Source organism: Pseudomonas sp. efr-133-TYG-103a (genome assembly GCF_030209235.1).
In the GTDB taxonomy this organism is placed as follows: domain Bacteria; phylum Pseudomonadota; class Gammaproteobacteria; order Pseudomonadales; family Pseudomonadaceae; genus Aquipseudomonas.
In genome coordinates this window covers 120,397-145,294 of the sequence record NZ_JARVSK010000022.1, presented here as the reverse complement: position 1 = coordinate 145,294, position 24,898 = coordinate 120,397, and the positions used below count along the sequence as shown (strand labels likewise).

Genomic DNA, 24,898 nt, shown 5'->3' with positions numbered 1-24,898 from the left:
AAACGGTTTACGACAATAACAACAAGACAGGCCTTCCCGTGGATCTTTTCACTTATTACCGATCAACCTCCAGCTACCGGGTGCGCATCGCCCTGGCGCTGAAGGGGCTCGAAGTCAACGCGATTCCGGTCAATCTGATCCGGGACGGCGGCGAGCACCACAAGCCGGAATACCTGGCAATCAATCCGCAAGGGCGCGTGCCCGTCCTCAGGCTCGACAGCGGCCACGTTGTCATCCAGTCCATGGCAATCATCGAATACCTCGAAGAACACTCACCGGAACCTGCGTTGTTGCCGACTGACCTTCTGGCCCGGGCACGGCATCGTGAAGTCGCCGCGCTGATCGGATGCGACATTCATCCGTTGCACAATGTGGCGGTGCTCAACCGGCTGCGCGGTCTGGGGCATGATGAAGGGGACGTCGGCGCGTGGATCGGACACTGGATCACTCAGGGTTTCGCTGCCGTGGAAGCCTTGATCGGCGATGAAGGATTCTGTTTCGGCCAGGTCGGCCTGGCAGATGCATACCTGTTGCCGCAGCTGTATGCCGCCCGCCGGTTCAATGTCGACCTGAGCGCCTTCCCGCGCATCTGTCGGGTGGAAGCGCTGGCGTTGCAGCATCCGGCGTTTCAGCACGCCCATCCTGATGCGCAATCGGACAAGCCGGAGTAACCTTTCCTACATGAAAATCTTCGGTCTGCAGTTGATATTCGGCGACTTCCTCGCCCGCAGCGTACGGGGAATCTCCTGTGCGCCTCCCGCTGAACGGTAATGCCCGCCGTTGTGCATTCCACTTTTCAGCAGGAGCAAGACCGTGACCGATCTCTACGAAAACCCGATGGGCCTGATGGGCTTCGAATTCATCGAATTCGCCTCGCCGGTTCCAGGTGTCCTTGAGCCCGTGTTTCAGATGATGGGCTTCACCAAGGTCGCCCATCACCGATCCAAGAACGTGGCGCTGTACCGTCAGGGCGCCATCAATATCATCCTCAACAACGAGCCTCACAGCGAAGCGTCCTACTTCGCTGCCGAGCACGGTCCTTCCGTGTGCGGGATGGCATTCCGGGTCAAGGATTCCCAGCAGGCCTACAAACGTGCGCTGGAGCTCGGCGCTCAACCGGTTGAAATCGCAACCGGGCCGATGGAGCTGCGATTGCCGGCCATCAAGGGCATCGGCGGCGCGCCGTTGTACCTGATCGACCGCTTCGGCGAGGGCACGTCCATCTACGACATCGACTTCGTGTTCATCGAAGGTGTCGATCGTCATCCCGAGGGTGCAGGGCTGCAATTCATCGATCACCTGACCCATAACGTTTATCGCGGTCGCATGGCGTATTGGGCGAATTTCTACGAGAAGCTGTTCAATTTCCGCGAGATTCGTTACTTCGATATCAAAGGCGAGTACACCGGCCTGACGTCCAAGGCGATGACGGCGCCGGACGGCATGATTCGTATCCCGCTCAATGAGGAGTCCTCCAAAGGGGCCGGGCAGATCGAAGAATTCCTGATGAAGTTCAACGGCGAAGGCATTCAGCACGTGGCCTTTTTCACCGAAGACCTGATCGACACCTGGGATCGGCTCAAAGCGCTGGGCATGCGGTTCATGACCGCGCCGCCGGACACTTACTACGAAATGCTCGAAGGCCGTCTGCCAAACCACGGCGAGCCCGAGCACGAGCTCAAGGCGCGGGGCATCCTGCTCGACGGGAACTCGGAAGGCGGCAATCGGCGCCTGCTGCTGCAGATCTTTTCGGAAACGCTGATGGGCCCGGTGTTCTTCGAGTTCATTCAGCGCAAAGGCGACGATGGCTTTGGCGAGGGCAATTTCAAGGCGCTGTTCGAATCGATCGAGCGCGATCAGTTGCGACGTGGGGTTCTGACGGCGGATTGATTCGCCTGATTGCTCGGCTGGCGCCGGTGGTGACTGACAGGACGTCTGCGTTGCACCGCCGCTGCGGCCGGGCTCATTCCGGCACGTTGGATCCGACAGCGCTCAGGGCTTCGGCATGTCACCGCCCATCCGGGCGCTGATGGCCCGGGCGGTCTTCAGCAACTGCTGCGCCGCCAGCGCCTGGCGCTCATCGGTGAGCACCGATGCCGAGCCCACCACCGTCACCACGCCCATCAACTTGCTGCCCATGGCGAACACCGGCGATGACACAGCGTTGACGCCCGCCATGAGCAGGCCATGAATCTGATGCACGCCGGTGCTGCGGATTTCTTTGATGTGGCGGTCGATGTCCTTCAGTTGTTTCGCGTTCAGGGCAGCCGCTTCCGATTGCCTGAGCGCTGCCGTTTCGGCAGGGGAGAGAAAGGTGTCGAACACCAGACCTGTCGAGGAACCGAGCAGCGGCAGGACCGAGCCGATCTGCGTGACCAACGTCACCGCGCCCAGCGATTGCTCGACATACACAACCGTAGGGCCTTTGTTGCCCCACACCGCGAGGAAGCATGTTTCATTGAGCTCGTCACGCAGTGCACTGAGTTCGGGGGCAGCCATTTTCAGCACGTCCAGTTGACTGAGCGCCGCAAGGCCAACCTGCAACGCCGAGCGGCCCAGACGGTAGTGGTTGGTCACCGGGTCTTGCTCGGCAAAGCCGCTGTCCACCAGCGCCTGCAAGTAACGATGCACCTTGCTGGCGGGCATGCCCACGTATTCGGCGAGCCTGGACAACGAGGTGGAGGGCGCGAGTTCGGCCAGCGCCTTGAGAATGCCGACGCCGACTTCGGCGGACTGCACTTTCTGTTGGCGCGGACCTGCAGGGCTTACGGATTGTTCAGTCATGAGCGGGGCGTGCGCCGGTCTGGAAAGGCTGCTTTATAGCTTGACCGTCCCGCAAACTCAAATTACGTTATGCGTAATCCGTTTACGTAGAATAAAAACAAGAGGTCGAAATGTTCACAGCACCTGTGTCCGAGGCTTTGAGGTATCAATCCGGCTTCGGCAATCAGTTCAGCAGCGAGGCTTTGCCCGGCGGCTTGCCGACCGGGCAGAACTCGCCGCAGCGCCATCCGCTCGGACTCTACGCCGAGCAATTCTCGGGCACGGCGTTCACTGTGCCCCGGGCGGAAGCCCGACGGACCTGGCTCTACCGCATCGCGCCCTCGGCGGCGCATCCACGTTACTGCCGGCTGGAGCGGCAGATTCGTGGTCAGGAGCAGGGCCCTGTCACGCCCAATCGCCTGCGCTGGAACGCGTTCGACATTCCCGCCACGCCTGCCGATTTCATCGACGGCCTCATCGCGCTGGCCCGCACTTCGTCCGCCGATCAGGCCGATGGCGTCAGCGTGTACGTATACACCGCCAACCAGTCCATGCAGCGGGCTTTTTTCAACGCCGACGGCGAATGGCTGGTCGTCCCGCAGCAGGGCCGCTTGCGTATCGTCACCGAGCTTGGCGTGCTCGACATCGAGCCTCAGGAAATCGCCGTTCTGCCTCGCGGGCTGAAATTCTGCGTGCAGTTGCTGGACGGCTCGGCGCGGGGCTATGTCTGTGAAAATCATGGTTGTGCGCTGCGGCTGCCGGACCTTGGGCCCATCGGCAGTAACGGCCTGGCCAATCCTCGGGATTTTCAGGTGCCGGTGGCGCAGTTCGAAGACAGCACTCAGCCGACCGTGCTGGTGCAGAAGTTTCTCGGCGAACTGTGGTCGACCACGCTCACGCATTCGCCATTCGACGTCGTCGCCTGGCATGGCAACAACGTGCCGTACAAATACGACCTGCGCCGGTTCAACACCCTGGGCACCGTCAGCTACGACCATCCGGATCCGTCGATCTTCACGGTGCTGACGTCGCCGGGTGCCGTCCATGGTCAGGCCAACGTCGATTTCGTGATCTTCCCGCCGCGCTGGATGGTCGCCGAAAACACCTTCCGGCCGCCGTGGTTTCACCGCAATCTGATGAACGAATTCATGGGCCTCATTGACGGCGCCTACGACGCCAAGGCGCAAGGCTTCATGCCTGGCGGGGCGTCCCTGCACAACTGCATGAGTGCTCACGGGCCCGACAATGCCAGCGCTGAAAAGGCCATCGCCGCCGACCTCAAACCGCACAAGATCGAACAGACCATGGCGTTCATGTTCGAGACCGGCCGCGTCCTGCGCCCCAGCCGTCAGGCGCTCGAGTGCCCGCAGCTGCAGAGTGATTACGACGCGTGTTGGGACGGCATTGCCCGAACCTTCAAACCCTTCGATATGGACAGCCCACGATGAGCATTCCCACACACCCGCGCAGTTGGGTAACGAGCGCCAACGATCACCCGGATTTCCCGCTGCAAAACCTGCCGTTCGGGGTGTTCAGCCAGGCGAATTCGAACCGGCGCGGCGGCGTCGCCATTGGCGACTTCATCTTCGACCTCCAGGCGGCACTGGATGCCAGCCTGTTCCAAGGGGCCGCGCGTCTGGGCGCCGAGGCCGCGAGTCGCGGTCAGCTCAATGATTTTTTTGCGCTCGGCGCGTCAGCGCGACAGGCCTTGCGCAACGAACTGCTTCACCTGCTCGACGCGGCGAATCCCCAGCGCGAGCGCCTGCAAGGCATGGGCGAGCGATTGCTGCTGCCGATGAGCGAGTGTCGGATGCACCTGCCTGCGCAGGTCGGCGATTACACCGACTTTTATGTCGGCATTCATCACGCCATGAACGTCGGCAAGCTGTTCCGCCCCGACAATCCGCTGTTGCCGAACTACAAGTATGTGCCGATCGCCTATCACGGTCGCGCTTCGACGTTGTGCGTATCGGGCACGCCCGTCAGACGCCCGAATGGTCAGACCCTGGCGCCGGGCGCAGACCAGCCGACCTTCGGACCGAGCAAGCGGCTGGACTACGAACTGGAAGTCGGTGTGTGGATGGGCCCGGGCAATGCGCCGGGTGAAGCGATCGGGATTGCCGACGCAGGCCGGCACATTGCGGGTTTCTGCCTGCTCAACGACTGGTCGGCGCGGGATCTGCAAGCGTGGGAGTACCAGCCGCTGGGACCCTTTCTGTCCAAGAGCTTTGCCACGAGCATTTCCCCGTGGGTGGTGACGGCCGAGGCGCTCGCCCCGTTTCGCAGCGCTCAGCCCGCACGGGCCGAAGGCGATCCGCAGCCGCTGGCGTACCTGTTCGACGCGCAGGATCAGCAGAGCGGCGCGCTGGACATCGAGCTTGAGGTGCTGCTCGCAACGGCAACGATGCGCGAGCAAGGCGTCGCACCGGTTCGTCTGGCGCTGAGCAACACGTTGAACATGTATTGGACCGTGGCGCAGATGGTCGCGCACCACAGTGTCAACGGTTGCACGCTGCAACCGGGCGATCTGTTCGGCACCGGCACACTGTCCGGTCCGCAGGCGGGGCAGTTCGGCAGCCTGCTGGAAATGACCGAAGGCGGCAAACACGAAGTGCAATTGCCCAGCGGCGAAACCCGCAGGTTTCTCGAGGCAGGGGACGAGGTGATTCTCAAGGCGCGCTGCCGCAGAGATGGCGCAGTGAGCATCGGCTTCGGCGAATGCCGAGGCGTGGTCGTCGGTTGATGGCTCGCTGAATCCATCGGCGTCATTGCGATGCTTCGCGCCCACAGGTCGATGGCGTCTGTGCTGGAGCGCCCGGTTGATCCGGGCTTGCAGGCAGAACGCGTCTTCTCTGTGGGATGTTCTTCGCGAGCAGGCAGTAGCGGCCAAATCAGGGTCTGAGTCAGGTTCGGGGCTGTCCGAACCCTGACACCAATGAGCCGCTGCGGGGCAGAAAGCGCCCGTGTCGCTCACCTTGAGGCTGGCCGTTCGCGTAGCTCAGGCGGCCATTGACCCAGACGCCGTCGATTCCCTGCGCAGCACGCTTGGGCTCCTTGAAGTCGGCGACATCTTGCACGGTTTCGGCATCGAACAGCACCAGATCGGCCCAATAGCCCTCGCGCACGAAGCCACGCTCATGCAGGCCAAAGCGGGTGGCGGTCAGGCCGGTCATCTTGTGCACGGCAGTGTGCAGCGCGAACAGCCCGAGATCGCGACTGAAATGCCCTAACACCCGAGGAAAGGCGCCCCACAGACGCGGGTGCGGAAACGGATCCTCAGGCAGCCCGTCGGAGCCGATCATCGACAGCGGATGCTTCATGATGCGCTGTACGTCCTGTTCGTCCATGCCGTAGTACACCGCGCCCGCCGGTTGCAACTCGCGCGCGGCGTCGAGCAGGGACAGGCCCCAGTCTGCGGCGATGTCCTTCAGATCGCGGCCGCCCTGATCCGGGTGCGGTGTGGACCAGGTGATGGTAATGCGGAACGCATCGGTCACCTGCTTGAGGTCAAGCGTCGAAGAGCTGGCCGCGTAGGGGTAGCAATCGCAACCGACCGGGTGAGTCAGCGCAGCGTTCTCCAGCGCGGCCAGCAGTTGTGGGCTTCGGCCCCAGTTGCCGGCGCCCGCGCATTTCAGGTGAGAGATGACCACAGGCGATCGTGCGTGCCGGCCGATATCGAAGGCCTCGTCCATGGCCTCCAGCACCGGCTCGAACTCGCTGCGCAAATGCGTGGTATAGACCGCGCCAAACGCAGTCAGCTCTTCGGCCAGTTGCTTGACCTCGTCCGTGTCCGCCGCGTTGGCCGATGCGTAGGCCAGACCGGTGGAAAGCCCCAGCGCGCCGTGTTCCAGGCTGTCGCGCAGTTGCTCGCGCATGGCGCTGATTTCCTCGGGGCGCGCCGTGCGCAACAGCTCGTCCAGATGATTGCTGCGCAGCGCCGTATGTCCGATCAGAGCGGCGACGTTGACTGCGGGGCGCGCCTTGTCGACCGCTGCGCGATAGTCGCTGAAGCGCGGGTAGACGAACGCGCTTGCCGGGCCCAGCAGATTCATCGGATCGGGAGGATCACCCGCCAGCGTCACGGGCGATGCGCTGATGCCGCAATTGCCGACGATCACGGTCGTCACGCCTTGGGTGATCTTCGGCAACATGTCCGGCTGGCGGATAACCACCGTATCGTCGTGGGTGTGCACGTCGATGAAACCGGGGGCCAGCACTCGACCCGCGGCATTGATCTCTTCGCTGGCCGAGACGTCGCTCAGCTCGCCGATGCGCTGGATGCGCCCTTCGCGAATCGCCACATCGGCGCGGTAACCCGGCGTGTCGCTGCCGTCGATCACCAGCGCGTCGCGAATGATCAGATCGTAAAGCATGGTTCAGTCTCCAAGCGGCAGGCCGTCGTCACCGCCGCGGTAGTCATCGAGCGCCAGTTTGATCCGGCGCAGGCGTTCCTGATTATCATCCGGGGCCGTGAGCGCGAGTTCCGTGGCGAGCACATCGATGGTCAGCAGCATGCCGTAACGCGCCGCCGTGGGTTTATAGATGAAGTTGGTTTCGGCAATCTGCAGCGGCAGCAACACATCGGCGAGTTCCGCCAGGGGCGAGCCGGGCAGGGTGATCGCCAGGACCTTCGCGCCATAGCTGCGCGCCAGGCGCGTGGCATCGAGCAGCTCGGGCGTACGTCCGCTGAGCGAGCAGACGATCAGGCTGTGATCCGGGCTGAGGGTTGCGGCGATCAGGCGCATCATCACTGGATCGCGGCTGGCGGCAATGGGGTAACCCAGGCGCACCAACCGGGTCTGCAATTCTTCGCTGCACAGGCTGGAAGCACCGCCCATGCCGAAGCTGTGGATCATGCGTGCCGGCGCCAGCAAGGCGACCGCCGCCTTGAAACGCGCCTCGTCGAAGCCCGCCAGGTGCTGGCGCAGGGCCGACTCGATGTCCCCGACGATCCGGGTGAAGAACGCCGATTGCTCCGGCGCCTGCTCGGGCTTGAGAAAGCGGCTGCCGACGCCGCTGGCCTGGGCCAGTTGCAGGCGCAGGTCACGCAGATCCTTGCAGCCCACCGTGCGGGCGAAGCGTGACAGCGTGGCGCTGCTCACTTCGGCGCGGGCGGCGAGTTCGTCCAGGCTGGCGCTGGCGCAGAAGGCAACATCGCTGAGAATCAGCCGGGCGATGCGACCTTCGCCGGCGCTGAAGGAATCCTGGCGGGCGCGGATCTGGTAAAGAATGTCCACTCAGAGCACCTGCGCCAGCCCGAGGGTCAGGGCGAAGGCGATCACCGAAATGAGCGTTTCCAGCACTGTCCAGGTTTTGAAGGTCTGCGCCACGGTCATGTTGAAATACTCCTTGATCAGCCAGAAACCGCCGTCATTGACGTGGGAGAAGATCACTGAACCCGCGCCGGTGGCCAGCACCAGCAGTTCAGGGTGCGGATAGCCCAGGCCCAGCGCAACCGGTGCGACGATCCCTGATGCCGTGGTCATGGCCACCGTGGCCGAACCTGTCGCGACGCGCATCAGCGCTGCGAACAGCCAGCCCATCAGCAGCGGCGAGAGATGAAAGTCCTGAGCCAGACCGACGATTTCCTGGGTCACCCCGCTGTCGACAAGAATCCGGTTCAGCCCGCCACCTGCGCCGACCAGAAGCGTGATGCTGGCCGTTGGAGCGAGGCATTCCTGAGTGAATCTGAGGATCGCGTCGCGGTTGAAGCCTTGGGCGATGCCCAGTGTCCAGAAGCTTAGCAAGGTGGCCAGCAGCAGGGCGATGACCGAGTTGCCGATGAACGCCAGGAAACTGTTGAGCGCACTGCCGGGCGTCGAAATCAGGTTGGCCCAGCCGCCCAGCAGCATCAGAACGACCGGCAGCAGGATGGTCGCCATGGTGATGGCAAAGCCGGGCAATTGTTCGCGTGGCTCGCGTTCGAGGAATTGTCTGGCGAGCGGGTTCTCCTCGGGCAGGTGAATGCGCGGCACGATGAAGCGCGCGTAAATGGGCCCGGCGATGATCGCGGTGGGAATGCCGATGAGAATGGCATAAAACAGCGTCTGGCCCACTGACGCCTGGTACGCCTGCACTGCCAACATGGCCGCCGGGTGCGGCGGCACCAGCGCATGCACCACCGACAGGCCCGCGACCATGGGCAGACCGACCATCAGAATCGACACGCCGACCCGACGGGCGACGGTAAACGCAATCGGCACCAACAGCACGAAGCCGACTTCGAAAAACAGCGGCAGGCCGACCAGAAAGGCAATGCAGACCATCGCCCAGTGCGCATTTCGCTCACCGAAACGGTCGATCAGGGTTCGCGCCACCCGTTCGGCGCCGCCGGATTCGGCCATCATCTTGCCCAGCATGGTGCCCAGCGCCACGACCAGCGCAATGTGGCCAAGGGTCTTGCCGACACCCCCCTCGTAAGAGGCGACCACCGCGTTGGCGGGCATCCCCGCGACCAGTGCCAGGCCGACGGAAACCAGGGTGATGACGACGAATGGATTGAGCCGGAAGCGCGCGATGAGGACGATCAGCGCAATGATCGCGACAGCGGCGTAGGCCAACAGAGAAAGGCCGGTAGAAGGGGGCATGCAACGGTTCCTTGCTGAGAAGAGGGGATGTCAGGCCTGGCACCGGCGGCGTTCGGGCGCGGCGGTTTCAGGCGTTGAAAAAACGCTCGGCAGGGGATGTCGCAAAGGCTCGCAGGGCGAGAAAAGGGCAAGGCGGAGACGATCACAGGCAGGCATTATTTTTATCTCTGATTTCGTGATGAAAATTAAATTACACGAAAACTGATAAAAATATCAATTTATGAAAATTAATTTCTTATGCAACCGCTGCTGACGGACGCAAGCCGCTGCGCACGGGGCCGGCGTGATTGCCTGGGTCACGATTGGCGGCGCGGCGATGCACGTGTTTTCCAAACGGGCGATGACGCCAAGGGCGCGAATTCATTGGTAAAAAACGTCCCTGCGGGCAGAAGCGTCACCCTGCGCTGAAGCGCTCCCGATAGGCTTGTGGGGTGACGGACACTGCGCGCATGAAGCTGCGGCGCAAGGTCTCTTCGGTGCCGAAACCGCAGCGATCGGCGATGCGTTTGATCGGCAGCGCACTGTCGCCGAGCAAGCGCCTGGCGGCTTCCACGCGCAGTTGTTCAATGGCCCGCGCCGGCGTGTTGCCGGTGTGGGCGCGGTAGTGGCGCACGAAACTGCGTTCGCTCATGCCGACTTGTGCGGCGAGGGTGGCCACCGACAGATCGCTGGCCAGGTTATCGAGGATCCAGGCGTGCAGATCGCCAAACCGGCTGTCCTGACTGCGCGTGGCGTGCTGCATCGACAGCGCGGTGCTGAACTGCGACTGACCGCCCGGCCGCTTGAGGAACACCACCAGATCCCGGGCCACCGCCAGTGCCACCGTGCGCCCCAGGTCCGCTTCCACCATCGCCAGCGCCAGGTCGATACCGGCCGTGACGCCTGCTGATGTCCAGAGTTTGCCCTGATTGATGAAAATCGGTTCCGGGTCGACCTGCAACTGTGGATAGCGCTCGGCGAGCCTTGCACAGCTGTCCCAGTGCGTGACCACCCGCTGTCCGTCGATCACGCCCGCCTCGGCGAGCATGAACGTGCCGGTGCACACCGAGGCTACGCGCCGGGCGCCGACAGCCTGATCGCGCACCCACTGCAACAGGCGTTGGTCCTTCAGGGCCGTGTGCACGCCCTTGCCTCCGGCGACGATCAGCGTGTCGGATGCCGTTTCCGGCAGCGGATCCGTGAGCAGGCCGAGCCCGGATGAGGACACCACGCTGCCGTCCTGAGCGGCGACCACGCGCGGGGAGTAATGCGCCGCCTGGCCGTTTTCCTGCAGCTGCACGTTCGCCGACGCGAAGACCTGCAAGGGACCTGTGACGTCCAGCAGTTGAACGTTGGGAAAGGCCAGGATGTGCACCGGTCTTGAGGGCTCGGGCATAGAAAACTCGCTTTGCCGTGGCGTGAAATGTGGGTGATATGGCGTATCCGCCAGAGCGTATCTGGCTACAGTGAGTTCGTCCACCGATCAGAGAAAGGTGCGTTTTTTTCGAATGACGCCTGCGCTCATATCCATTGAGGAGAAACTCCATGACATTGCACATCGGTCTGCTGGTGTTCCCGAAGGTCCAGCAACTGGACCTCACTGGCCCTTATGAAGTGTTCGCCACGATGCCGGGTGTCACCGTGCATCTGGTGTGGAAAAACCTTGAGCCATTGCAGTCCAGCACCGGGCTGACGCTGGTGCCCACCCGCACGTTCACCGATTGCCCGGATCTGGACGTGATCTGCATCCCGGGCGGAGTCGGTATCGATGCCTTGCTGGAAGACGCCGAGACGCTGGCTTTCATCAAGGCGCAAGCCACAACTGCGCAATACATCACGTCGGTCTGCACCGGTGCCTTGGTGCTGGGCGCTGCCGGCCTGCTGCAGGGCAAGCGCGCAACCACGCATTGGGCGTCTCATTCGTTGCTTGAGTCGTTTGGTGCGATCCCGGTCAAGGAGCGGGTCGTGCGCGACGGCAATCTGATGACTGGCGGCGGCGTGACGGCTGGGATCGACTTTGCCCTGACCCTGATCGCAGAGATCTTCGATCCGGAAAAATCCCAGGTCATTCAGCTGCAACTGGAGTACGCCCCAGCGCCGCCGTTCGACTCCGGCCGTCCCGAAACCGCGCCGGCCCATGTCCTGGCTGTCGCCAGTGAGCGCGCATCGGCGGGGCTGCTGGCCCGTCGGCAGATCGTCGAGCGTGTGTTGGCCAGCCGTTAGGCGCAAGAGGCGGCGGGCAGCTCGTACCAGCAGAGGAAAAGGTCCAGCGCCGACTCGACCACCGCCGCCTGCTTTTCAGGCGTCAGCAAGGGCTCGTTGAGCGTCACTTGCGGCCAGAAGGCAAACGCCTTGAGCAAGGCGTGAATCTGCGAGGCGGCGAAACCCGGTTCGACGGCTTTCAAGCGGCCGTCCTGCTGGGCGCCGCGTACCCAGACCGTGAAGGTTTCCTCGCGCTGGTTGAGCCGGTTGACCCACGTCTGCGCGCGTTCGGGTGAATGAATCGTCGCGCCGATGGCCACGCGCGCCAGATCCAGAAAATTGCTGTCACCCAGAAGTGCCATCTTGGCATTGAGCAAGTCGCGCAGTTGCGCACGCAACGGCACATCCGGCCGATAGGCAGCATCGGGCTGAGCCGCGGCACTGGCCCACAGGCGGTGAAGCATCTCGGAGAACAGCTCTTCCTTGCTCGGAAAGTGGTTGTAGACCGTGCGTTTGGACACTTCGGCGCGGGCCGCGATACGGTCCATGCTGGTGACCTCGAAACCGTTGTCGCGGAATTCGGCAATCGCTGCCTGCACGATGGATTCACGTTTTCGGTCGGTCAGTCGCAAGGGGGCGGTCATGGCTTCGCTTCTAAGAGGTTGTGCAGGGGCCGTACTGGCAAGACACCCCGGCAAGAAAATTACACTGAACAGTTTACTTCCATTTGAAGATCGTGCAAGCTTGAAACTACACTGTGTAGTGTAAAGCGCTGTTACAACTTCCCGCTTACTTCTTTCCGTCGTTTGCAACATTCTGCACAGCGTTTGCTGTCGCGGAAACCTCCACCCGTTCCATGGAGTCAGCACATCATGGCCTCGATCGAAAAAAACCTCGATACCGCTTCCTCACTGCCTGTTCTGTCCCGGTCTGAGGGTCGCTATCTCAATCACAAGCCGATGAAGCGCTCCGGATTTCTCAAGACCCTGCGCATTTTCTGGAACGCGACCTTCAATAAGCCCCGTCACACCCGCCCGATCGGCGAAATTCCTGTGCAGCCGCTGTCTCGCCAGCAGTTGCTCGCGGCGCCGGACAACACGGTTTACCGCCTGGGCCATTCGACGGTGCTGCTCAAACTGCGCAATCAATATTTCCTCACCGATCCGGTGTTCGCCGAGCGTGCCTCGCCGATCCAGTGGGCCGGTCCGCAACGTTTCCACCAGCCGCCGATCAGCCTGGCCGACCTGCCGCCGCTCAAAGCGGTTATTCTTTCGCACAACCATTACGACCATCTGGACCACATGACCATCCAGGTGCTCAAGGACAAGGCCGAGCATTTCATTGCGCCGCTGGGGGTCGGGGACACACTGATCGAGTGGGGCGTGCCGGCCGAGAAGGTCCGGCAACTGAACTGGTGGCAGTCCACCGAGATCCACGGCATCCGCTTCGTCGCCACGCCCGCGCAGCATTTTTCCGGCCGCAGCTTGAGCGACGGCAACCGCACGTTGTGGTGTTCATGGGTGATGCTCGATGGCGAGCAACGCATTTTCTTCAGTGGTGACACCGGGTACCACGACGGCTTCAAGCTGATCGGCGAACAGTACGGGCCGTTCGACCTGACCCTGATGGAAACCGGCGCTTACAACGTTGAGTGGCCCGACGTGCACATGCAGCCGGAGGAGACATTGCAGGCGCACATCGACTTGCGCGGAAAATGGCTGTTACCCATTCACAATGGGACGTTCGACCTGGCGATGCACGCCTGGCACGAGCCTTTCGACCGGATTCTCGCGTTGGCCTGGGATCGCAGCATTTCCATCACCACGCCCGAGATGGGCCAGCCGTTTTACCTTCAGTACCCCAGCCGGGGTCAGGCATGGTGGATAAAGGTCGAAAAAGCGGCAGAAGTGGACGAGATGGCCCCGCCGCATTCACAGCAGCCACAGCCTCAGGTTCAGCAGCACCGCAGCCGACGCTGCCCGCGCCAGCAGGCGGTCGGTCGAAGCTGACCCATAGAGAGGGCCGCAACCGAGTCGTTGCGGCCCTGCGTGTTCAAGGTTTGCTTTGATTCTGCTCTTTCGGATCCGCAGGCGTGCCAGGGTGGCGGTCCTGCTCTCCCTGCTGGTTCAGCTGCTTGTGCTCTTCGCCGACCTTGCCGGCGTTCTCGGGCTTGTGATCGAGGTCGTCACGGTTCGATTCTTTGTTCATCTCATTCTCCGCTTGCTTGTTGTTTTCGTTGCAGGTCTGACGGTCATTCGTCCATCTGGCGGATCAGCATCAGCGCTTCGTCCTTGAACAGCGGTTGCTTCAGCCGCTCGGCAAGCAGCGCCATCTGCCGCTCTCGTTCACAGCCCACCGCAGCCGCGACCACGCCCTCTTTGCACATCAGCGCCAGAAACTCGAAGGTTTCAGGTTCGCCCAGGTAGACAATTTCATCCCATTGGTCGGCATGACCGAGGTAGTCCAGCCGCTTCTCAAAGTGATACGTCCAGAAAAACGGAACGTCGGTGTAATGCCGGTCGCCGCCCAGCATGTTGCTGGCGGCGATGCGCGCCTGTTGTTGCGCCAGCCGCCAGTGTTCGATGCGTTGGGGTTTTTTATCGTACGGAAACGTGGCCAGATCACCCGCTGCCCACACGTCCTTGCCGGCATGCATGCCATCGTCGACGGCAAGCGAGCCATCCTGTTCGAGCTGCAGCCCGTCAATGAAATGCGTGGCCGGCGAGACGCCGATGCCGATCAGCGCGAGATCGACGGGCAGTCGTTCTCCATTGGTCAGCACCGCCGTCTGCAACGCTTTCTTGCCATTCACGCCATCGCCCTCAAAGCGACTGATCTCGACGTGGGTGCGGAACAGCACGCCGTTGCGCTCGTGCAGGCTGCGGATCGCTTTGCCGATGCGCTCGCCCAGTTGCGCCGCGAAGGGCACTTCATGGCGCGCCAGAATGGTCACGTCGACGCCGTGCTTGCGCAGCGCTGAGGCCGCTTCCAGACCGATGAAGCTGTCGCCGACGATCAGTGCCTGACGACCGGGCTGCGCGGCGGCCAGGATCTTTTTCGCATCCTCGCGGCTGCGCAGCGTGAGAACCTGCGGCAGGTCGGCGCCGATCAACGGCAGTGCGCGCGGCTCGCCGCCGGTGGTGATCAGTGCGGCGTCATAGCCGAAACGCCGACCATCTGCCAGCGTCAGTCGTTTGTTGACGACGTCCAGCTTCATCACCTCACCCTGAATCCGCTCGATATGGCTGGCCTCGTAGAACGCGTCGTCTCGAAGCGGCGGCGTTTCGTCGGGCTGCATGTCAGCGGACAGCACAAATTTGCTCAACGCGGTGCGGTCGTAACCCGGGTTGCCCTCGCGGTCGACCAGCAGCAGGCGTCCATTGAAACCTTTCTCCCTCAGGGCACAGGCCGCCGCAGTGCCGGCAGCCCCCGCTCCGATCACGATGAAGCAGCGCGAATCGTCGGGCAGCGATCGTGGCTCGGCAACGAACGCTTGATCATCGACATGCACCTGTCCTTCGATCACCTGCGTCGGATAGCGAGTCAGGGCATCCAGGGCAGGCGGCTCACACAAGTGGCCATCGTCGACCGAGAATTCTGCCTTGTGCCACGGGCAGATCAGATGCCCATTGCAGACCGCCCCCTCGGCCAGCGGTGCGCCGGCATGAGGGCATTCGCCCTGATAGGCGCGAACCTCATCGCCATGGCGCAGCAATACGACCTTTTTCTCGCCAACTTCAACCTGAAGGCCCCGATCTCGACGAAGATCGGCCAGGCTAGCGACTCGATGCATAGGCATTTGATGTTCCTCCCAGGCTTTCTGTTGGGAGTGGGGCGCCTGTGCAGAGGTTCAGACAATTTGGCGAGTCAGCGCCGATCACCCATCGGCCGGCATCAGCGCACCAGACCCAGCCGCTCGTGCCAGTCGGCGATCGATTCTTGCGGGTATTGCTCGAACTGCTGGTCGTCGGGGCCCGCCTGGACTTCGACCCACGAGGCCTTCGAATCCAGCAGCAGGTGAGTGTGCTCGGGCGGCGTCGGCAGCGGGGTGTCGATGGCCGATGCAAACGGGTGGATCAGCTCGGGCCACTCAGGGCTGAACAACCATAGGCCGCTGCCGCACTGCTTGCAGAAATGCCGCTCGGCGCTGCTGGTGTGAACGTGATGGTGAGCCTTATCGCGCATCTTGGCGTGATAGATGGCGATGCTGTTCTTGCCTTTGACTTTCAGGCTTTTGGCATCGCCGCCCAGGTTGATCGAATAGCCTCCGCCGCCTTGTGTCTTGCGGCAGATCGAGCAATAGCAACGTTGATAGGGGTAGGGGTGAACGCTGGTCAGGCTGAACTCCACCGCGCCGCAATGGCAGGAACCTTCAAGATGCATGCTGTTACCTCCTTGATCGGTCGGATCGTCGACATCCTTTGTCTAGACCGTCCCGTGGGTTGTAGTTCGAAGTTTTCTCGAACAGGCGTTCGGATTCTTCATCCTCCGGGCCCTCAAGAAGCGCTGGGCAGCGTCGATAAGCGATAGTCATACGACGACATTCGCTGTCCCTGATAACAATGAGCAAACGGTCATGAACCTACGCAACCTGACCATCGCCCGTCGCGCGGGCCTTGGGTTTACCCTGATTTCCCTGCTTGTCGCGTTGCTGGGCTGGTTTGCCCTCAGCCAGATGTCCACCATTCGCCAGAGCGAAGTGGCGGTCGAGAGCAACTGGATGCCGAGCATGCGGCTGGTGAACGATATCCGTGAAGCCATGCTGCGCATTCGCACGATCTCGCTGCGCATGGCCCTGGACACCGACCCGAAAAACGTCAGCACGTACAAGGGGCAGATGGATGCACGGGCCAAGGTGCTGGCCGACAAACTGGCAAGCCTGGACACGTTCGTCGACACGCCTCAGGAAAAAGTCCTCTACGACAAATTCCGCTCGACCCTGGCCGATTACCAGCGCGCGCTGGCGCAGTCCTTCGTGCTGGCCGAAAGCGGCGATCTGAAGGCGCTCAACACGCTGCTGCTGGTCGACATGAAAACCGTGGTCGACAACTCAGGCACGCAACTGGGCGATCTGGGTGATTTCTACTCCCGCCAGGTGGAGCTCGAAGGGGCTGCGGCCCAGGCGCAATACGACCATTCCCGTGACATCGTGCTGGTGTTCGTGCTGATTGCCGCGCTGGCGACCATTGTCCTGGCGCTGTGGCTCACGCGCAGCATCATTCGTCCGCTGGAAGACGCCGTGGGCGCGGCCGAATACGTCGCCAAGGGCGATCTGACCCACGACATCCGCGTCGAGGGCAAGGATGAAGTGACCCGATTGCTCAAAGCCTTGCAGGCGATGCAGAACAATCTGCGTTCGACCTTGAGCCTGATCGGCAGCTCAGCCAGTCAACTGGCCTCAGCGGCGACCGAACTCAACTCGGTCACCGAGGACAGCCATCGCGGTCTGCATCAGCAGAACGCCGAGATCGAGCAGGCGGCCACCGCTGTCAACGAGATGACCTCGGCGGTCGAGGAAGTGGCGCGCAATGCGGTGTCCACCTCGCAGGCCTCCAGTGAGTCCAACAGCGCAGCCAAGGACGGACAGGCTCGCGTCATCGACACGGTCAATTCGATTCAGACGCTGTCCGGCAACGTGCAGCACACCTCAGAGCTGGTGCAGAACCTGGCCGATCAATCCCAGGACATCGGCAAAGTGCTGGACGTGATTCGCTCCATCGCCGAACAGACCAATCTGCTGGCGCTCAACGCGGCCATCGAAGCGGCCCGCGCCGGTGAGTCCGGCCGTGGTTTTGCGGTCGTGGCGGACGAGGTTCGTGCGCTGGCCCATCGCACGCAGCAATCGACCTTGGAAATCGACAAGATGGTGTCGACCATGCGCAGCGGCTCCAGTGAAGCGCTGCAATCGATGCTGGTCAGTCGTTCGCGGGCCAGCGAAACCCTGGAGCTGGCGCAGGGCGCGGGGGAATCGCTGCACCGGATCACCTCGTCGATCAACGAAATCTCCGAACGCAACCTGGTCATCGCCAGCGCCGCCGAGGAGCAAGCGCAAGTGGCCCGGGAAGTGGACCGCAACATCGTCAACATCCGCGACCTGTCGCTGCAATCGTCTTCGGGTGCCAACCAGATCAGCGCATCCAGCAATGAACTGTCGCGCTTGGCCGGCGAGCTGAATCAGGTGGTGGCACGCTTCAGAGTCTGATGATCCGCTCCGGGTCTTGGAGGCGACGACCCGGTCCTGCGCAAACGTTTCATCTCATTCACTTGCCTGTCGCCGTCCAGGGCTTGCATGATTCGCCACGACTAATAATTCCTGGCGGGCCGTACCTGCCGACAAGACAAGGTGAAAGGCAATGGATGATCTGAATCACGAGTTCAGCAGCTGGCTGCGTTCTCCCGGCCACAAGGCCTGGCTGGCGCATGAGGGAAACCGGCTGCTGGCGTTCGCCAAGGCGGCTCGGATGCCTCATGGGTTTGGCAACCTCGATGATCACGGGCGCCTGCCGGCCGATGCAGTTGCCGAAACCATGAACACCGCGCGCATGACCCACAGCTTTGCGCTGGCCCACATCAACGGCATCCCGGGCTGCGCCGAATGGGTCGATCACGGCGTCGCGGCACTGGCCGGTCCCCTGCGCGATGCCGAGCATGGCGGCTGGTTCGCCAAGCCCCTGGAGCAGGGCGCCGACACCGGTAAAGCGGCGTACCTGCATGCCTTCGTTGCGCTGGCCGCAAGTTCCGCAGTGGTGGCCCGCCGACCCGGCGCGCAGGCATTGCTCGATCAGGCGATTCAAGTCATTTCCCAGCGATTCTGGAGCGAAGAAGAAGGCGCCATGCGGGAGTCCTTCGACCGCGACTGGAGTCATGAAGAGCACTATCGCGGCGCCAACAGCAACATGCACAGCACCGAAGCCTTTCTTGCGCTGGCCGACGTCACGGGCGATGCGCGTTGGCTGGACCGTGCGCTGCGCATCGTCGAGCGGGTCATACATCAGCATGCGGCGGCCAACAACCATCAGGTGATCGAGCACTTTGACCTGCAGTGGCAACCGCTGCGCGAGTACAACGTCGACAAGCCCGACGACGGTTTCCGTCCGTATGGCACGACGCCCGGTCACGCTTTCGAGTGGGCGCGGCTGGTCCTGCACCTTGAAGCGGCCAGGCAGAGAGCCCGGCTCGACACCCCGGCGTGGCTACTGGAAGACGCGCGTGGTCTGTTCGAGAACGCCTGTCGCTACGGCTGGGACGTCGACGGCGCAGCGGGGATTGTTTACACCCTGGACTGGGAAAACAAACCGGTCGTGCGCCATCGCCTGCACTGGACCCACGCCGAAGCGGCGGCGGCAGCGGCGGCCTTGCTGCAACGCACCAACGAGCAAACCTACGAAGACTGGTATCGCACGTTCTGGGAGTTCAACGAAACCCGTTTCATCGATCGCGAGCATGGCAGCTGGCGGCATGAGCTGAACCCGCAGAACCAGCCAAGCGCTGACATCTGGCCCGGCAAACCGGATCTCTACCACGCCTTGCAGGCCACGCTGCTGCCGGTGTTGCCGCTGGCGCAGAGTCTTGCCACGGCACTTGCGCAACTGCGCTGAGTCAGTCTGGCCGACTCAGACTTCGATCTCGATCCACGTCGGCGCATGGTCGCTGGCGTGGGGCAGGTCGCGCACCCAACGGTCCACGCCCGCGTTGCGCAGCCTGGGCGCCAGGTCTTCGCTCAACAGCAGGTGATCGATGCGCAAGCCCGAATTAGTTTTCCAGTGATTGCGGAAGTAATCCCAGAACGTGTAGATGCGCTCGTCGGGGAAGTGCGCGCGTATCGCGTCCGTCCAGCCCTGTTCGAGCAGGCGGCTGTAGCAGGCCCGGCTTTGCGGCTGCAGCAACGCATCCTTGAGCCATGAGCGGGTGTTGTAAATGTCATCGTCGGTGGGGATGACGTTGTAGTCGCCGGCTAGCACCACCGGGTGGGTGCTCTTGAACAGCGTGTCGGCGTGCCTGATCAGGTGTTCGAACCACTCCAGTTTGTAATCGAATTTCGGCCCCGGCTGCGGGTTGCCGTTGGGCAAATACAGGCACCCCACGATGACCCCTTGAACCGCCGCTTCCAGGTAGCGGCTGTGACTGTCTTTCTCGTTGCCCGGCAGACCGCGACGAATTTCCAGCGGCTCGCTGTCGCGGGACAGAATCGCGACGCCGTTCCAGGACGACTGGCCGTGCCAGAGGGGCTGATAGCCGGCCTTGCGAATCTCGTCGGCGGGGAAGGCGATGTCCGTGGCTTTCAATTCCTGAAGGCAGACGATGTCCGGCGCTTCGGTTTCCAGCCATTGCAGCAGAATCGGCAAGCGTGCGCGGATACCGTTGATATTGAACGTGGCGATTTTCAGCGTGGCCATGGCGGGTCGCTCACAAGGGTGTGATGCGTTGGAGGCATGGCAGGCGCAGAAGATTCAACGATTTGCCAGGCGCCGATGGCCGCCTGGGTCAACTCGGTGACAGCAGCGTCCGGGCGGGTTGGTTGGCTCACGCCAGGCGTTGAGTCACGCGGATGACCTGCCGCGCAATGTAGGCGCCGGTGACAATGACGCCGAACAGGCGCAAGGTCTGCATAGCCAGCACGAAGCCGACGTCCGAATGGGTGTCGATGGCGATGATGGCCATGGCATCGAGGCCGCCGGGGCTGGTCGCCAGGTAAACCGAGAGGAAGTCTTTGCCCATCATCCGGGCGATGAACCAGGCAGAGATCGCGCACAACAGAATCAGCAGCAGGGCACCCACGATCATCGCCGGCAGTCTGCGCCAGACGTAATGGATGGTCGCGCGGTCGAAGCGCAGCCCGATGTAACTGCCGATTGCGCCGTAGGCAATCGCCAGCAACCAGGTAGGCATGGTGATCTGCAGCAAGCCGCTGAGTTGCAACGCGCCGCCCAGCAGCAGCGGCACCAGCAGCGCGCCTGCTGGAATGCGCCCGCTCAACGCGACACCCACCACGATGACCAACAGACTCAGGCTCAGGTTCAGCAGATTCATGCCCTGCAGCAGTGCGTCATTGCTATGGGCGTCCGTGCCGCCGGCGTCGGCACCGATCAAGCGGCTGACCAGCGCACCAATCATCACCACGCAGACCACCCGCACGTACTGCATGGTTGCCACCACCCGCGAATCGGCGCCGTAGTCTTCCGACATCGCCACCATCGCCGAGGCCGCGCCGGGCGAGGTGCCCCATGCCGCCGTGCTGCTCTGAATGCCGCCCCAGCGCGCCATGCCGATGCCCACCACCGCGCTCAGCGCGACCGTCAGCAAGGTGGCGAACACCATGACGTGCCACGAGTGCACGGCAGCCAGCAGCACGCCCATCGTCATCGAATGGGCGACCAGCACACCGACCGTGCCCTGACCGAGGCGAAAGACATGCCTGTTCAGGCGCACCGACGCCCCGCAGACGCCGAAGCCGATGGCGACCAGCATGGGACCGAGAAACAGGGCGGCGGGAACGTGAAAGTACTTGAACAACTGACCGGCACTGCCTGCCAGCAGGATGAGCAGCGACCATTGCAACAGCGGGTGCAGGTGATCGAGGGAAAACGATGAGGGGCGCGACAACGCAGGTCTCCAGAGCATTGGCTTTTTCCTGGTGGAGTTTCATCCAATGCCGGGCAGTATCGACAGTCCAACCGATCAAGTCTATTTTCTAATAATCATGAATTGATAACTTTGGTTGATATATGGACCTGCGTGACCTGACCTATTTTGAAACCATCGCCGAGCTGGGCCACCTCGGCCGCGCAGCTGAAAAACTCAACCGCAGCCAGCCTGCGCTGACCAAAAGCATTCAGCGCCTGGAGGAGTCGTTCGGCACCAAGCTGTTCCAGCGCGACGGGCGCAGAATCAAGCTGACCCCCGTGGGTGAACTGTTGCAGGCGCGCGGCAAGGTGCTGCAGCAGAGCATCGCCCAGACCCAGCGCGAGGTGCGGGATTTCGCCAGTGGCGCGGTCGGCGAGATTCGGCTGGGCTGCGCGGCCACCATGGCCGAGTATTTGCTGCCCGAACTGACCAACGCGTTGCTCAAGCGCTCCCCGGCGATCACCCTGAAGCTGGTGATCGGCCAGGACGACATGTTGCGCGAGCAACTGCGCTCCGGGCATCTGGACATGATCATCTGCGCGCAACGCAGCAATGAAGACGAATTCACCGGCTATCCGATTCTCACCGACGAGGCCGTGGTGATCGCCAGTCGCAACCACCCGATATTCAAGAAGGCGTTCCAGATGAGCGACCTGTGTCGTTATCGTTGGGTGCTGCCGCCGCAGGGCGTGTCGTCGCGGATCTGGGTCGACGAAGCGTTTGCCCGGCACGATCTGCCGCTGCCGGTGGTGCAGATCGAGGCCAATTCGATCTCCTTGCTGCCGCGCCTGATCGCGCAGACCAGCCTGCTGAGCTTCATCGCCCGGGAAACCCTGGAGTTCGGCAAGAACATGCAGGAGTTACGCGAGGTCCCGCTGGAGCAGACGACGATGGCGCGCACTATCTGCGTGATGCTGCGTCGCGAGGGCTACCTGTCGCCCGCCGCTCATGCGATGGTGCAGATGCTGCGCGACAACGGCGGCTCGTTCCTGAGCTGGTCATGACCGATGCTTTTTCCAGGCGAACTGGGTTAGCCTGAGCCTTGACCTTTCTTCAGCGGGAGAACCTCACGATGCATGCACAGTCCGACCCTTCACTTCTGCACCGCCCAGCGTTTCTGTTCAACACCGAAGATCAGCATTTCGGCGGCGACCGTTCGCCGCTCAACGACGCCGACGCCGACGAAGACAGCGATCCGGAAGGCGAACTCGACCTGGGCGAACTGGGTCTGGACGAATTTGCCGACGCCGACAAACTGGACATCGGCTCCTCGACGCTCGGCTGATACCAGGCTCCAATACCGGCCAGGCGAGCAGCGGGGCTGAGCATACCGACTTACGCAGCGCCTGCCGGGTAAGCAGCGGGGCGGATCAGGACCGGCGGGCGTGATGAGCCGCCAGATAACTGCTCAACGCCTCAATTCCGGCTTCCGCCGTCTCGCTGCTGCCTGCCCAGGTGCACGCCAGCATCAGGTTCTTCGGCAGCCGGAAGTCTTCCACCTGAAATCCTTGCGCATCGAACCCCTGGGTATCGTGTTCGATCTGACCGCGCAGCGAGCCTTCGGCGCTGAAATAAGCCCAGACCGGTTTGCCCAGCGCGGCCGCCATGCCCACTTCAAACGCTGTCCCCGAATCCGGCTCCACGCCACGGAATGCGTTCAGATTGGCCAGCACGGCATCGCAATCCTTGATCATCTCGATATTGGCGTGGCAGATCAGCGCTGCGGTCTGTTCCGGCGCAAGATCCTGCGGCACTTCATTATCGAACGGGTAGAGCCCTTCGAGCCCGCGAGCCTGGCACAGTGCTTTGAGATAGCGGCCATGGTCGACGGCGTCGGCGCGAAACACGTCGAAGCCTGCAAGGTAAATGCGCGGCGGCGATGAAAAGGACATGAACGGTTCCTGCCAGAGTGAGTGCGGGAATTCTACCGTGCCTCGAGGGTGCCGTTGATCAGACCAGCGCCTGTGCACGGTAGAAAGGGGCTGGAATCTGTACGGATAACCAGTATCCTGACGCCTTTCGACCAGCCGTTGCGTGACCTCGCCGTGAGCACTTCGCCCCTCGACAACCCGTTTTATTATCTGCAGAACTTCCGCCAGGTGCTGAGCTGGATCGCCGAGCGCTATGAAGACTTGCTGGATGACGACGAGCGCCGGTTCATTGCCGACTTCACGTCCCTGCCGCAGCCGGCGCAGGCGCTGCTGGTGCGAATGGTCATGCGCAAGGGCACGCTGTTCAGGGCGAGTAAACTGGAATACCCGGAGATCGGCGACGTACGCCTCGCCGCCGCGCCACTGCTGGACAACGGATGGCTCGAAGGCCAGCCGCACCTTGATCTTCAAGCCCTGTTCGCGCTGTTGCGCAAGGAAGAACTGTGCGCCTGCTTCAAGGCGCACGGGATCAAGCGGGCGGAGAACAAATCCACGTTGCTCGAACGCCTGCTGCCTTCCTATCCCACGGCCCGGCCGCTCGATGAATGGTTTGCCGGTTTCGACGAGGTGATTTTTTCCCTCCAGGTGATGCCGCTGTGCGACCGGCTGCGCTTGCTGTACTTCGGCAATCTGTATCAGGAATGGTCCGAATTCGTGTTGGCGGACCTGGGCATCTACCGCTACGAGAAGGTCGAATTTTCCCTTGAGTCGCGGGGCATCAATCAGCGCACGGACATCGACATCTGCCTGCACCTGCACGCCTGTCGTCAGGCGCTCGATGAAGGCGCTGCACTGGCCGAGCTCGCGGCTCAGGCGCTGGCGGTTCAGACCGACAACCCGTGGCTGGCGATGCGCCGCGCCAAATTGCTGTTCCGGATCGGTCAACAGGCCGAGCGCGAGCAGGACGCCGCCCTGGCGCTGAGCGTCTACGGCTCATCGAGCTATCCCGGCGCCCGCGTGCGCCGGATCCGTGTGCTCGAGCGCGCGGAGCGCTTCGCCGAAGCGATGGCGCTGCTGCAGCAGGCGCAGGCCGCCCCGGAAAACGACGAAGAAACCCAGCACCTGCTGCGAATCGAGCCGCGGCTCAAGCGCAAGCTGGGCGAGGGCGGGGTTCAGCGACGAGCCAGACGCGTGGTCAGCCGGCTGGATCTGAGCGTGATGCCACTGCCGGATCACAGCGTCGAGCGATTGATTCAGGCGCACCTGGCCGAAGAAGGCAGCGAAGTGCATTACGTCGAAAATGCCTTGGTCAACTCGCTGTTCGGGCTGCTGTGCTGGCCGGTGATTTTCGCGCCATTGCCGGGAGCGTTCTTTCACCCGTTCCACAGCGCGCCGAGTGATCTGTACAGCCCCGACTTCTGTCAGCGTCGCGCTGCGTTGTTCGATGAGCGCCTGGCGCTGCTGGACGATGAGCGTTACCTGAGCGCCATTCGCGACACGTACGTGAACAAGTTCGGGCTGCAATCGCCTTTCGTGTTCTGGGGCACGCTGACGTCGCAACTGCTGGAGCAGGCGCTGCATTGTCTGCCCGCGCAGCACCTTCAGCGCTGGTTCCGGCGGCTGCTGCAGGACATCAAAGCCAATCGCACCGGCATGCCCGACCTGATCCAGTTCTACCCCGAGCAACGCCGTTACCGGATGATCGAAGTCAAGGGCCCGGGTGATCGCCTGCAGGACAACCAGTTGCGCTGGCTGGATTTCTGCGCAGAGCATGAAATGCCGGTCGTGGTCTGTTATGTGCAATGGGCGGAGCGGGCGGACAACCAGACAGAAACCCACTTGCCCGGTCGATCGGACGCTTGTGGAAGTGAG

The 24,898-nt window shown here is 62.5% G+C and carries 22 protein-coding genes and 2 pseudogenes; 12 read left to right on the top strand and 12 right to left on the bottom strand.

What is annotated here, in order from left to right; all coding sequences use genetic code 11:
* Nucleotides 1-38: 38 nt before the first annotated feature.
* Nucleotides 39-671 (top strand): maleylacetoacetate isomerase, encoded by a 633-nt coding sequence (gene maiA / locus QRN36_RS19205; protein ID WP_285425513.1) that lies wholly within the window; start codon nt 39-41, stop codon nt 669-671.
* 142 nt (nt 672-813) lie between these two features.
* Complete coding sequence (gene hppD, locus QRN36_RS19200; RefSeq protein ID WP_285425512.1) at nt 814-1,890, top strand: 4-hydroxyphenylpyruvate dioxygenase; 1,077 nt, start codon at nt 814-816, stop codon at nt 1,888-1,890.
* 102 nt (nt 1,891-1,992) lie between these two features.
* Here the strand turns inward: hppD and QRN36_RS19195 are convergent, their stop codons facing one another.
* Nucleotides 1,993-2,784: an IclR family transcriptional regulator gene (locus QRN36_RS19195; protein WP_285425511.1), complete on the bottom strand. Its 792-nt coding sequence runs from the start codon at nt 2,782-2,784 to the stop codon at nt 1,993-1,995.
* Nucleotides 2,785-2,894: 110 nt separating this feature from the next.
* Here QRN36_RS19195 and hmgA point away from each other — a divergent pair, with 110 nt between their 5' ends.
* Entirely contained in the window at nt 2,895-4,211 is a 1,317-nt protein-coding gene (gene hmgA, locus QRN36_RS19190) for a homogentisate 1,2-dioxygenase (RefSeq protein WP_285425509.1), read from the top strand.
* Nucleotides 4,208-5,506 (top strand): fumarylacetoacetase, encoded by a 1,299-nt coding sequence (gene fahA / locus QRN36_RS19185; protein ID WP_285425508.1) that lies wholly within the window; start codon nt 4,208-4,210, stop codon nt 5,504-5,506. The genes hmgA and fahA overlap by 4 nt, the downstream gene beginning before the upstream one ends.
* 160 nt (nt 5,507-5,666) lie before the next feature.
* Here fahA and QRN36_RS19180 read toward each other — a convergent pair whose 3' ends face one another.
* From QRN36_RS19180 to QRN36_RS19165, 4 genes are all read right to left on the bottom strand, one after another.
* Nucleotides 5,667-7,136 (bottom strand): amidohydrolase family protein, encoded by a 1,470-nt coding sequence (locus QRN36_RS19180; RefSeq protein WP_285425507.1) that lies wholly within the window; start codon nt 7,134-7,136, stop codon nt 5,667-5,669.
* Nucleotides 7,137-7,139: 3 nt separating this feature from the next.
* A complete protein-coding gene (locus tag QRN36_RS19175; RefSeq protein WP_285425506.1) occupies nt 7,140-8,000 on the bottom strand; it encodes a MurR/RpiR family transcriptional regulator in 861 nt (286 codons plus the stop codon).
* The gene (locus QRN36_RS19170; protein WP_285425505.1) at nt 8,001-9,350 is read right to left on the bottom strand and encodes a gluconate:H+ symporter; all 1,350 of its coding nucleotides are present in this window, start codon (nt 9,348-9,350) and stop codon (nt 8,001-8,003) included.
* A 394-nt stretch (nt 9,351-9,744) separates the two neighbouring features.
* The gene (locus QRN36_RS19165) at nt 9,745-10,725 is read right to left on the bottom strand and encodes a GlxA family transcriptional regulator (RefSeq protein ID WP_285425504.1); all 981 of its coding nucleotides are present in this window, start codon (nt 10,723-10,725) and stop codon (nt 9,745-9,747) included.
* A gap of 149 nt (nt 10,726-10,874) precedes the next feature.
* Here QRN36_RS19165 and QRN36_RS19160 point away from each other — a divergent pair, with 149 nt between their 5' ends.
* Nucleotides 10,875-11,552 (top strand): DJ-1/PfpI family protein, encoded by a 678-nt coding sequence (locus QRN36_RS19160; RefSeq protein WP_285425503.1) that lies wholly within the window; start codon nt 10,875-10,877, stop codon nt 11,550-11,552.
* Here QRN36_RS19160 and QRN36_RS19155 read toward each other — a convergent pair.
* Nucleotides 11,549-12,175 (bottom strand): TetR/AcrR family transcriptional regulator, encoded by a 627-nt coding sequence (locus tag QRN36_RS19155; RefSeq protein ID WP_285425502.1) that lies wholly within the window; start codon nt 12,173-12,175, stop codon nt 11,549-11,551. The two genes, QRN36_RS19160 and QRN36_RS19155, sit on opposite strands and share 4 nt — an antisense overlap.
* Before the next feature lie 228 nt (nt 12,176-12,403).
* On the opposite strand from QRN36_RS19155, the gene QRN36_RS19150 reads away from it, so the two are divergent.
* Nucleotides 12,404-13,540 carry an MBL fold metallo-hydrolase gene (locus QRN36_RS19150; RefSeq protein ID WP_285425501.1) on the top strand — a complete coding sequence of 379 codons (1,137 nt, stop codon included), beginning with the start codon at nt 12,404-12,406 and terminating at the stop codon, nt 13,538-13,540.
* Between the two features lie 43 nt (nt 13,541-13,583).
* On the opposite strand, the gene QRN36_RS19145 is transcribed toward QRN36_RS19150, so the two are convergent.
* The 3 genes from QRN36_RS19145 to QRN36_RS19135 all read right to left on the bottom strand — a co-directional run bounded on the left by QRN36_RS19145 (nt 13,584) and on the right by QRN36_RS19135 (nt 15,914).
* Nucleotides 13,584-13,739 (bottom strand): hypothetical protein, encoded by a 156-nt coding sequence (locus tag QRN36_RS19145; protein ID WP_285425500.1) that lies wholly within the window; start codon nt 13,737-13,739, stop codon nt 13,584-13,586.
* Nucleotides 13,740-13,782: 43 nt separating this feature from the next.
* Nucleotides 13,783-15,330: an FAD-dependent oxidoreductase gene (locus tag QRN36_RS19140; RefSeq protein WP_285425499.1), complete on the bottom strand. Its 1,548-nt coding sequence runs from the start codon at nt 15,328-15,330 to the stop codon at nt 13,783-13,785.
* Between the two features lie 95 nt (nt 15,331-15,425).
* A complete protein-coding gene (locus tag QRN36_RS19135) occupies nt 15,426-15,914 on the bottom strand; it encodes a GFA family protein (RefSeq protein ID WP_285425498.1) in 489 nt (162 codons plus the stop codon).
* A gap of 193 nt (nt 15,915-16,107) precedes the next feature.
* On the opposite strand from QRN36_RS19135, the pseudogene QRN36_RS27660 reads away from it, so the two are divergent.
* The 3 genes and pseudogenes from QRN36_RS27660 to QRN36_RS19125 all read left to right on the top strand — a co-directional run.
* Nucleotides 16,108-16,875 (top strand): annotated as a pseudogene (locus tag QRN36_RS27660) (MCP four helix bundle domain-containing protein); the annotation flags it as partial.
* Complete coding sequence (locus QRN36_RS27655) at nt 16,870-17,733, top strand: methyl-accepting chemotaxis protein (RefSeq protein WP_373568771.1); 864 nt, start codon at nt 16,870-16,872, stop codon at nt 17,731-17,733. The pseudogene QRN36_RS27660 and the gene QRN36_RS27655, both read left to right, overlap by 6 nt.
* A 151-nt stretch (nt 17,734-17,884) precedes the next feature.
* Nucleotides 17,885-19,129 carry an AGE family epimerase/isomerase gene (locus QRN36_RS19125; protein WP_285425496.1) on the top strand — a complete coding sequence of 415 codons (1,245 nt, stop codon included), beginning with the start codon at nt 17,885-17,887 and terminating at the stop codon, nt 19,127-19,129.
* Between the two features lie 15 nt (nt 19,130-19,144).
* Here QRN36_RS19125 and QRN36_RS19120 read toward each other — a convergent pair whose 3' ends face one another.
* Both QRN36_RS19120 and QRN36_RS19115 read right to left on the bottom strand, forming a co-directional pair.
* Entirely contained in the window at nt 19,145-19,927 is a 783-nt protein-coding gene (locus tag QRN36_RS19120) for an exodeoxyribonuclease III (RefSeq protein WP_285425495.1), read from the bottom strand.
* A gap of 127 nt (nt 19,928-20,054) precedes the next feature.
* Nucleotides 20,055-21,152, bottom strand: a complete 1,098-nt coding sequence (locus QRN36_RS19115; protein WP_373568769.1) for an AbrB family transcriptional regulator — start codon at nt 21,150-21,152, stop codon at nt 20,055-20,057.
* A gap of 104 nt (nt 21,153-21,256) precedes the next feature.
* On the opposite strand from QRN36_RS19115, the gene QRN36_RS19110 reads away from it, so the two are divergent.
* Entirely contained in the window at nt 21,257-22,159 is a 903-nt protein-coding gene (locus QRN36_RS19110) for a LysR family transcriptional regulator (RefSeq protein ID WP_285425494.1), read from the top strand.
* A 68-nt stretch (nt 22,160-22,227) separates the two neighbouring features.
* The gene (locus QRN36_RS19105) at nt 22,228-22,440 is read left to right on the top strand and encodes a hypothetical protein (protein ID WP_285425493.1); all 213 of its coding nucleotides are present in this window, start codon (nt 22,228-22,230) and stop codon (nt 22,438-22,440) included.
* An 85-nt stretch (nt 22,441-22,525) separates the two neighbouring features.
* On the opposite strand, the gene QRN36_RS19100 is transcribed toward QRN36_RS19105, so the two are convergent.
* Entirely contained in the window at nt 22,526-23,047 is a 522-nt protein-coding gene (locus QRN36_RS19100) for a nucleoside 2-deoxyribosyltransferase (RefSeq protein ID WP_285425492.1), read from the bottom strand.
* Between the two features lie 153 nt (nt 23,048-23,200).
* Here QRN36_RS19100 and QRN36_RS19095 point away from each other — a divergent pair.
* Nucleotides 23,201-24,871: pseudogene (locus QRN36_RS19095) on the top strand (VRR-NUC domain-containing protein); the annotation flags it as partial.
* Nucleotides 24,872-24,898 lie beyond the last annotated feature (27 nt).

What these genes read in the sequence shown, in the direction of transcription:
- QRN36_RS19100 (WP_285425492.1), bottom strand. Translation starts at nt 23,047, where the DNA reads ATGTCCTTTTCATCGCCGCCGCGCATTTACCTTGCAGGCTTCGACGTG.
- QRN36_RS19165 (WP_285425504.1), bottom strand. Translation starts at nt 10,725, where the DNA reads ATGCCCGAGCCCTCAAGACCGGTGCACATCCTGGCCTTTCCCAACGTT.
- QRN36_RS19170 (WP_285425505.1), bottom strand. Translation starts at nt 9,350, where the DNA reads ATGCCCCCTTCTACCGGCCTTTCTCTGTTGGCCTACGCCGCTGTCGCG.
- QRN36_RS19105 (WP_285425493.1), top strand. Translation starts at nt 22,228, where the DNA reads ATGCATGCACAGTCCGACCCTTCACTTCTGCACCGCCCAGCGTTTCTG.
- QRN36_RS19120 (WP_285425495.1), bottom strand. Translation starts at nt 19,927, where the DNA reads ATGGCCACGCTGAAAATCGCCACGTTCAATATCAACGGTATCCGCGCA.
- QRN36_RS19125 (WP_285425496.1), top strand. Translation starts at nt 17,885, where the DNA reads ATGGATGATCTGAATCACGAGTTCAGCAGCTGGCTGCGTTCTCCCGGC.
- QRN36_RS19115 (WP_373568769.1), bottom strand. Translation starts at nt 21,152, where the DNA reads ATGCTCTGGAGACCTGCGTTGTCGCGCCCCTCATCGTTTTCCCTCGAT.
- hmgA (WP_285425509.1), top strand. Translation starts at nt 2,895, where the DNA reads ATGTTCACAGCACCTGTGTCCGAGGCTTTGAGGTATCAATCCGGCTTC.
- QRN36_RS19195 (WP_285425511.1), bottom strand. Translation starts at nt 2,784, where the DNA reads ATGACTGAACAATCCGTAAGCCCTGCAGGTCCGCGCCAACAGAAAGTG.
- QRN36_RS19135 (WP_285425498.1), bottom strand. Translation starts at nt 15,914, where the DNA reads ATGCATCTTGAAGGTTCCTGCCATTGCGGCGCGGTGGAGTTCAGCCTG.
- QRN36_RS19150 (WP_285425501.1), top strand. Translation starts at nt 12,404, where the DNA reads ATGGCCTCGATCGAAAAAAACCTCGATACCGCTTCCTCACTGCCTGTT.
- QRN36_RS19110 (WP_285425494.1), top strand. Translation starts at nt 21,257, where the DNA reads ATGGACCTGCGTGACCTGACCTATTTTGAAACCATCGCCGAGCTGGGC.
- QRN36_RS19155 (WP_285425502.1), bottom strand. Translation starts at nt 12,175, where the DNA reads ATGACCGCCCCCTTGCGACTGACCGACCGAAAACGTGAATCCATCGTG.
- QRN36_RS19145 (WP_285425500.1), bottom strand. Translation starts at nt 13,739, where the DNA reads ATGAACAAAGAATCGAACCGTGACGACCTCGATCACAAGCCCGAGAAC.
- QRN36_RS19140 (WP_285425499.1), bottom strand. Translation starts at nt 15,330, where the DNA reads ATGCCTATGCATCGAGTCGCTAGCCTGGCCGATCTTCGTCGAGATCGG.
- QRN36_RS19160 (WP_285425503.1), top strand. Translation starts at nt 10,875, where the DNA reads ATGACATTGCACATCGGTCTGCTGGTGTTCCCGAAGGTCCAGCAACTG.
- QRN36_RS19180 (WP_285425507.1), bottom strand. Translation starts at nt 7,136, where the DNA reads ATGCTTTACGATCTGATCATTCGCGACGCGCTGGTGATCGACGGCAGC.
- fahA (WP_285425508.1), top strand. Translation starts at nt 4,208, where the DNA reads ATGAGCATTCCCACACACCCGCGCAGTTGGGTAACGAGCGCCAACGAT.
- QRN36_RS27655 (WP_373568771.1), top strand. Translation starts at nt 16,870, where the DNA reads ATGCAGAACAATCTGCGTTCGACCTTGAGCCTGATCGGCAGCTCAGCC.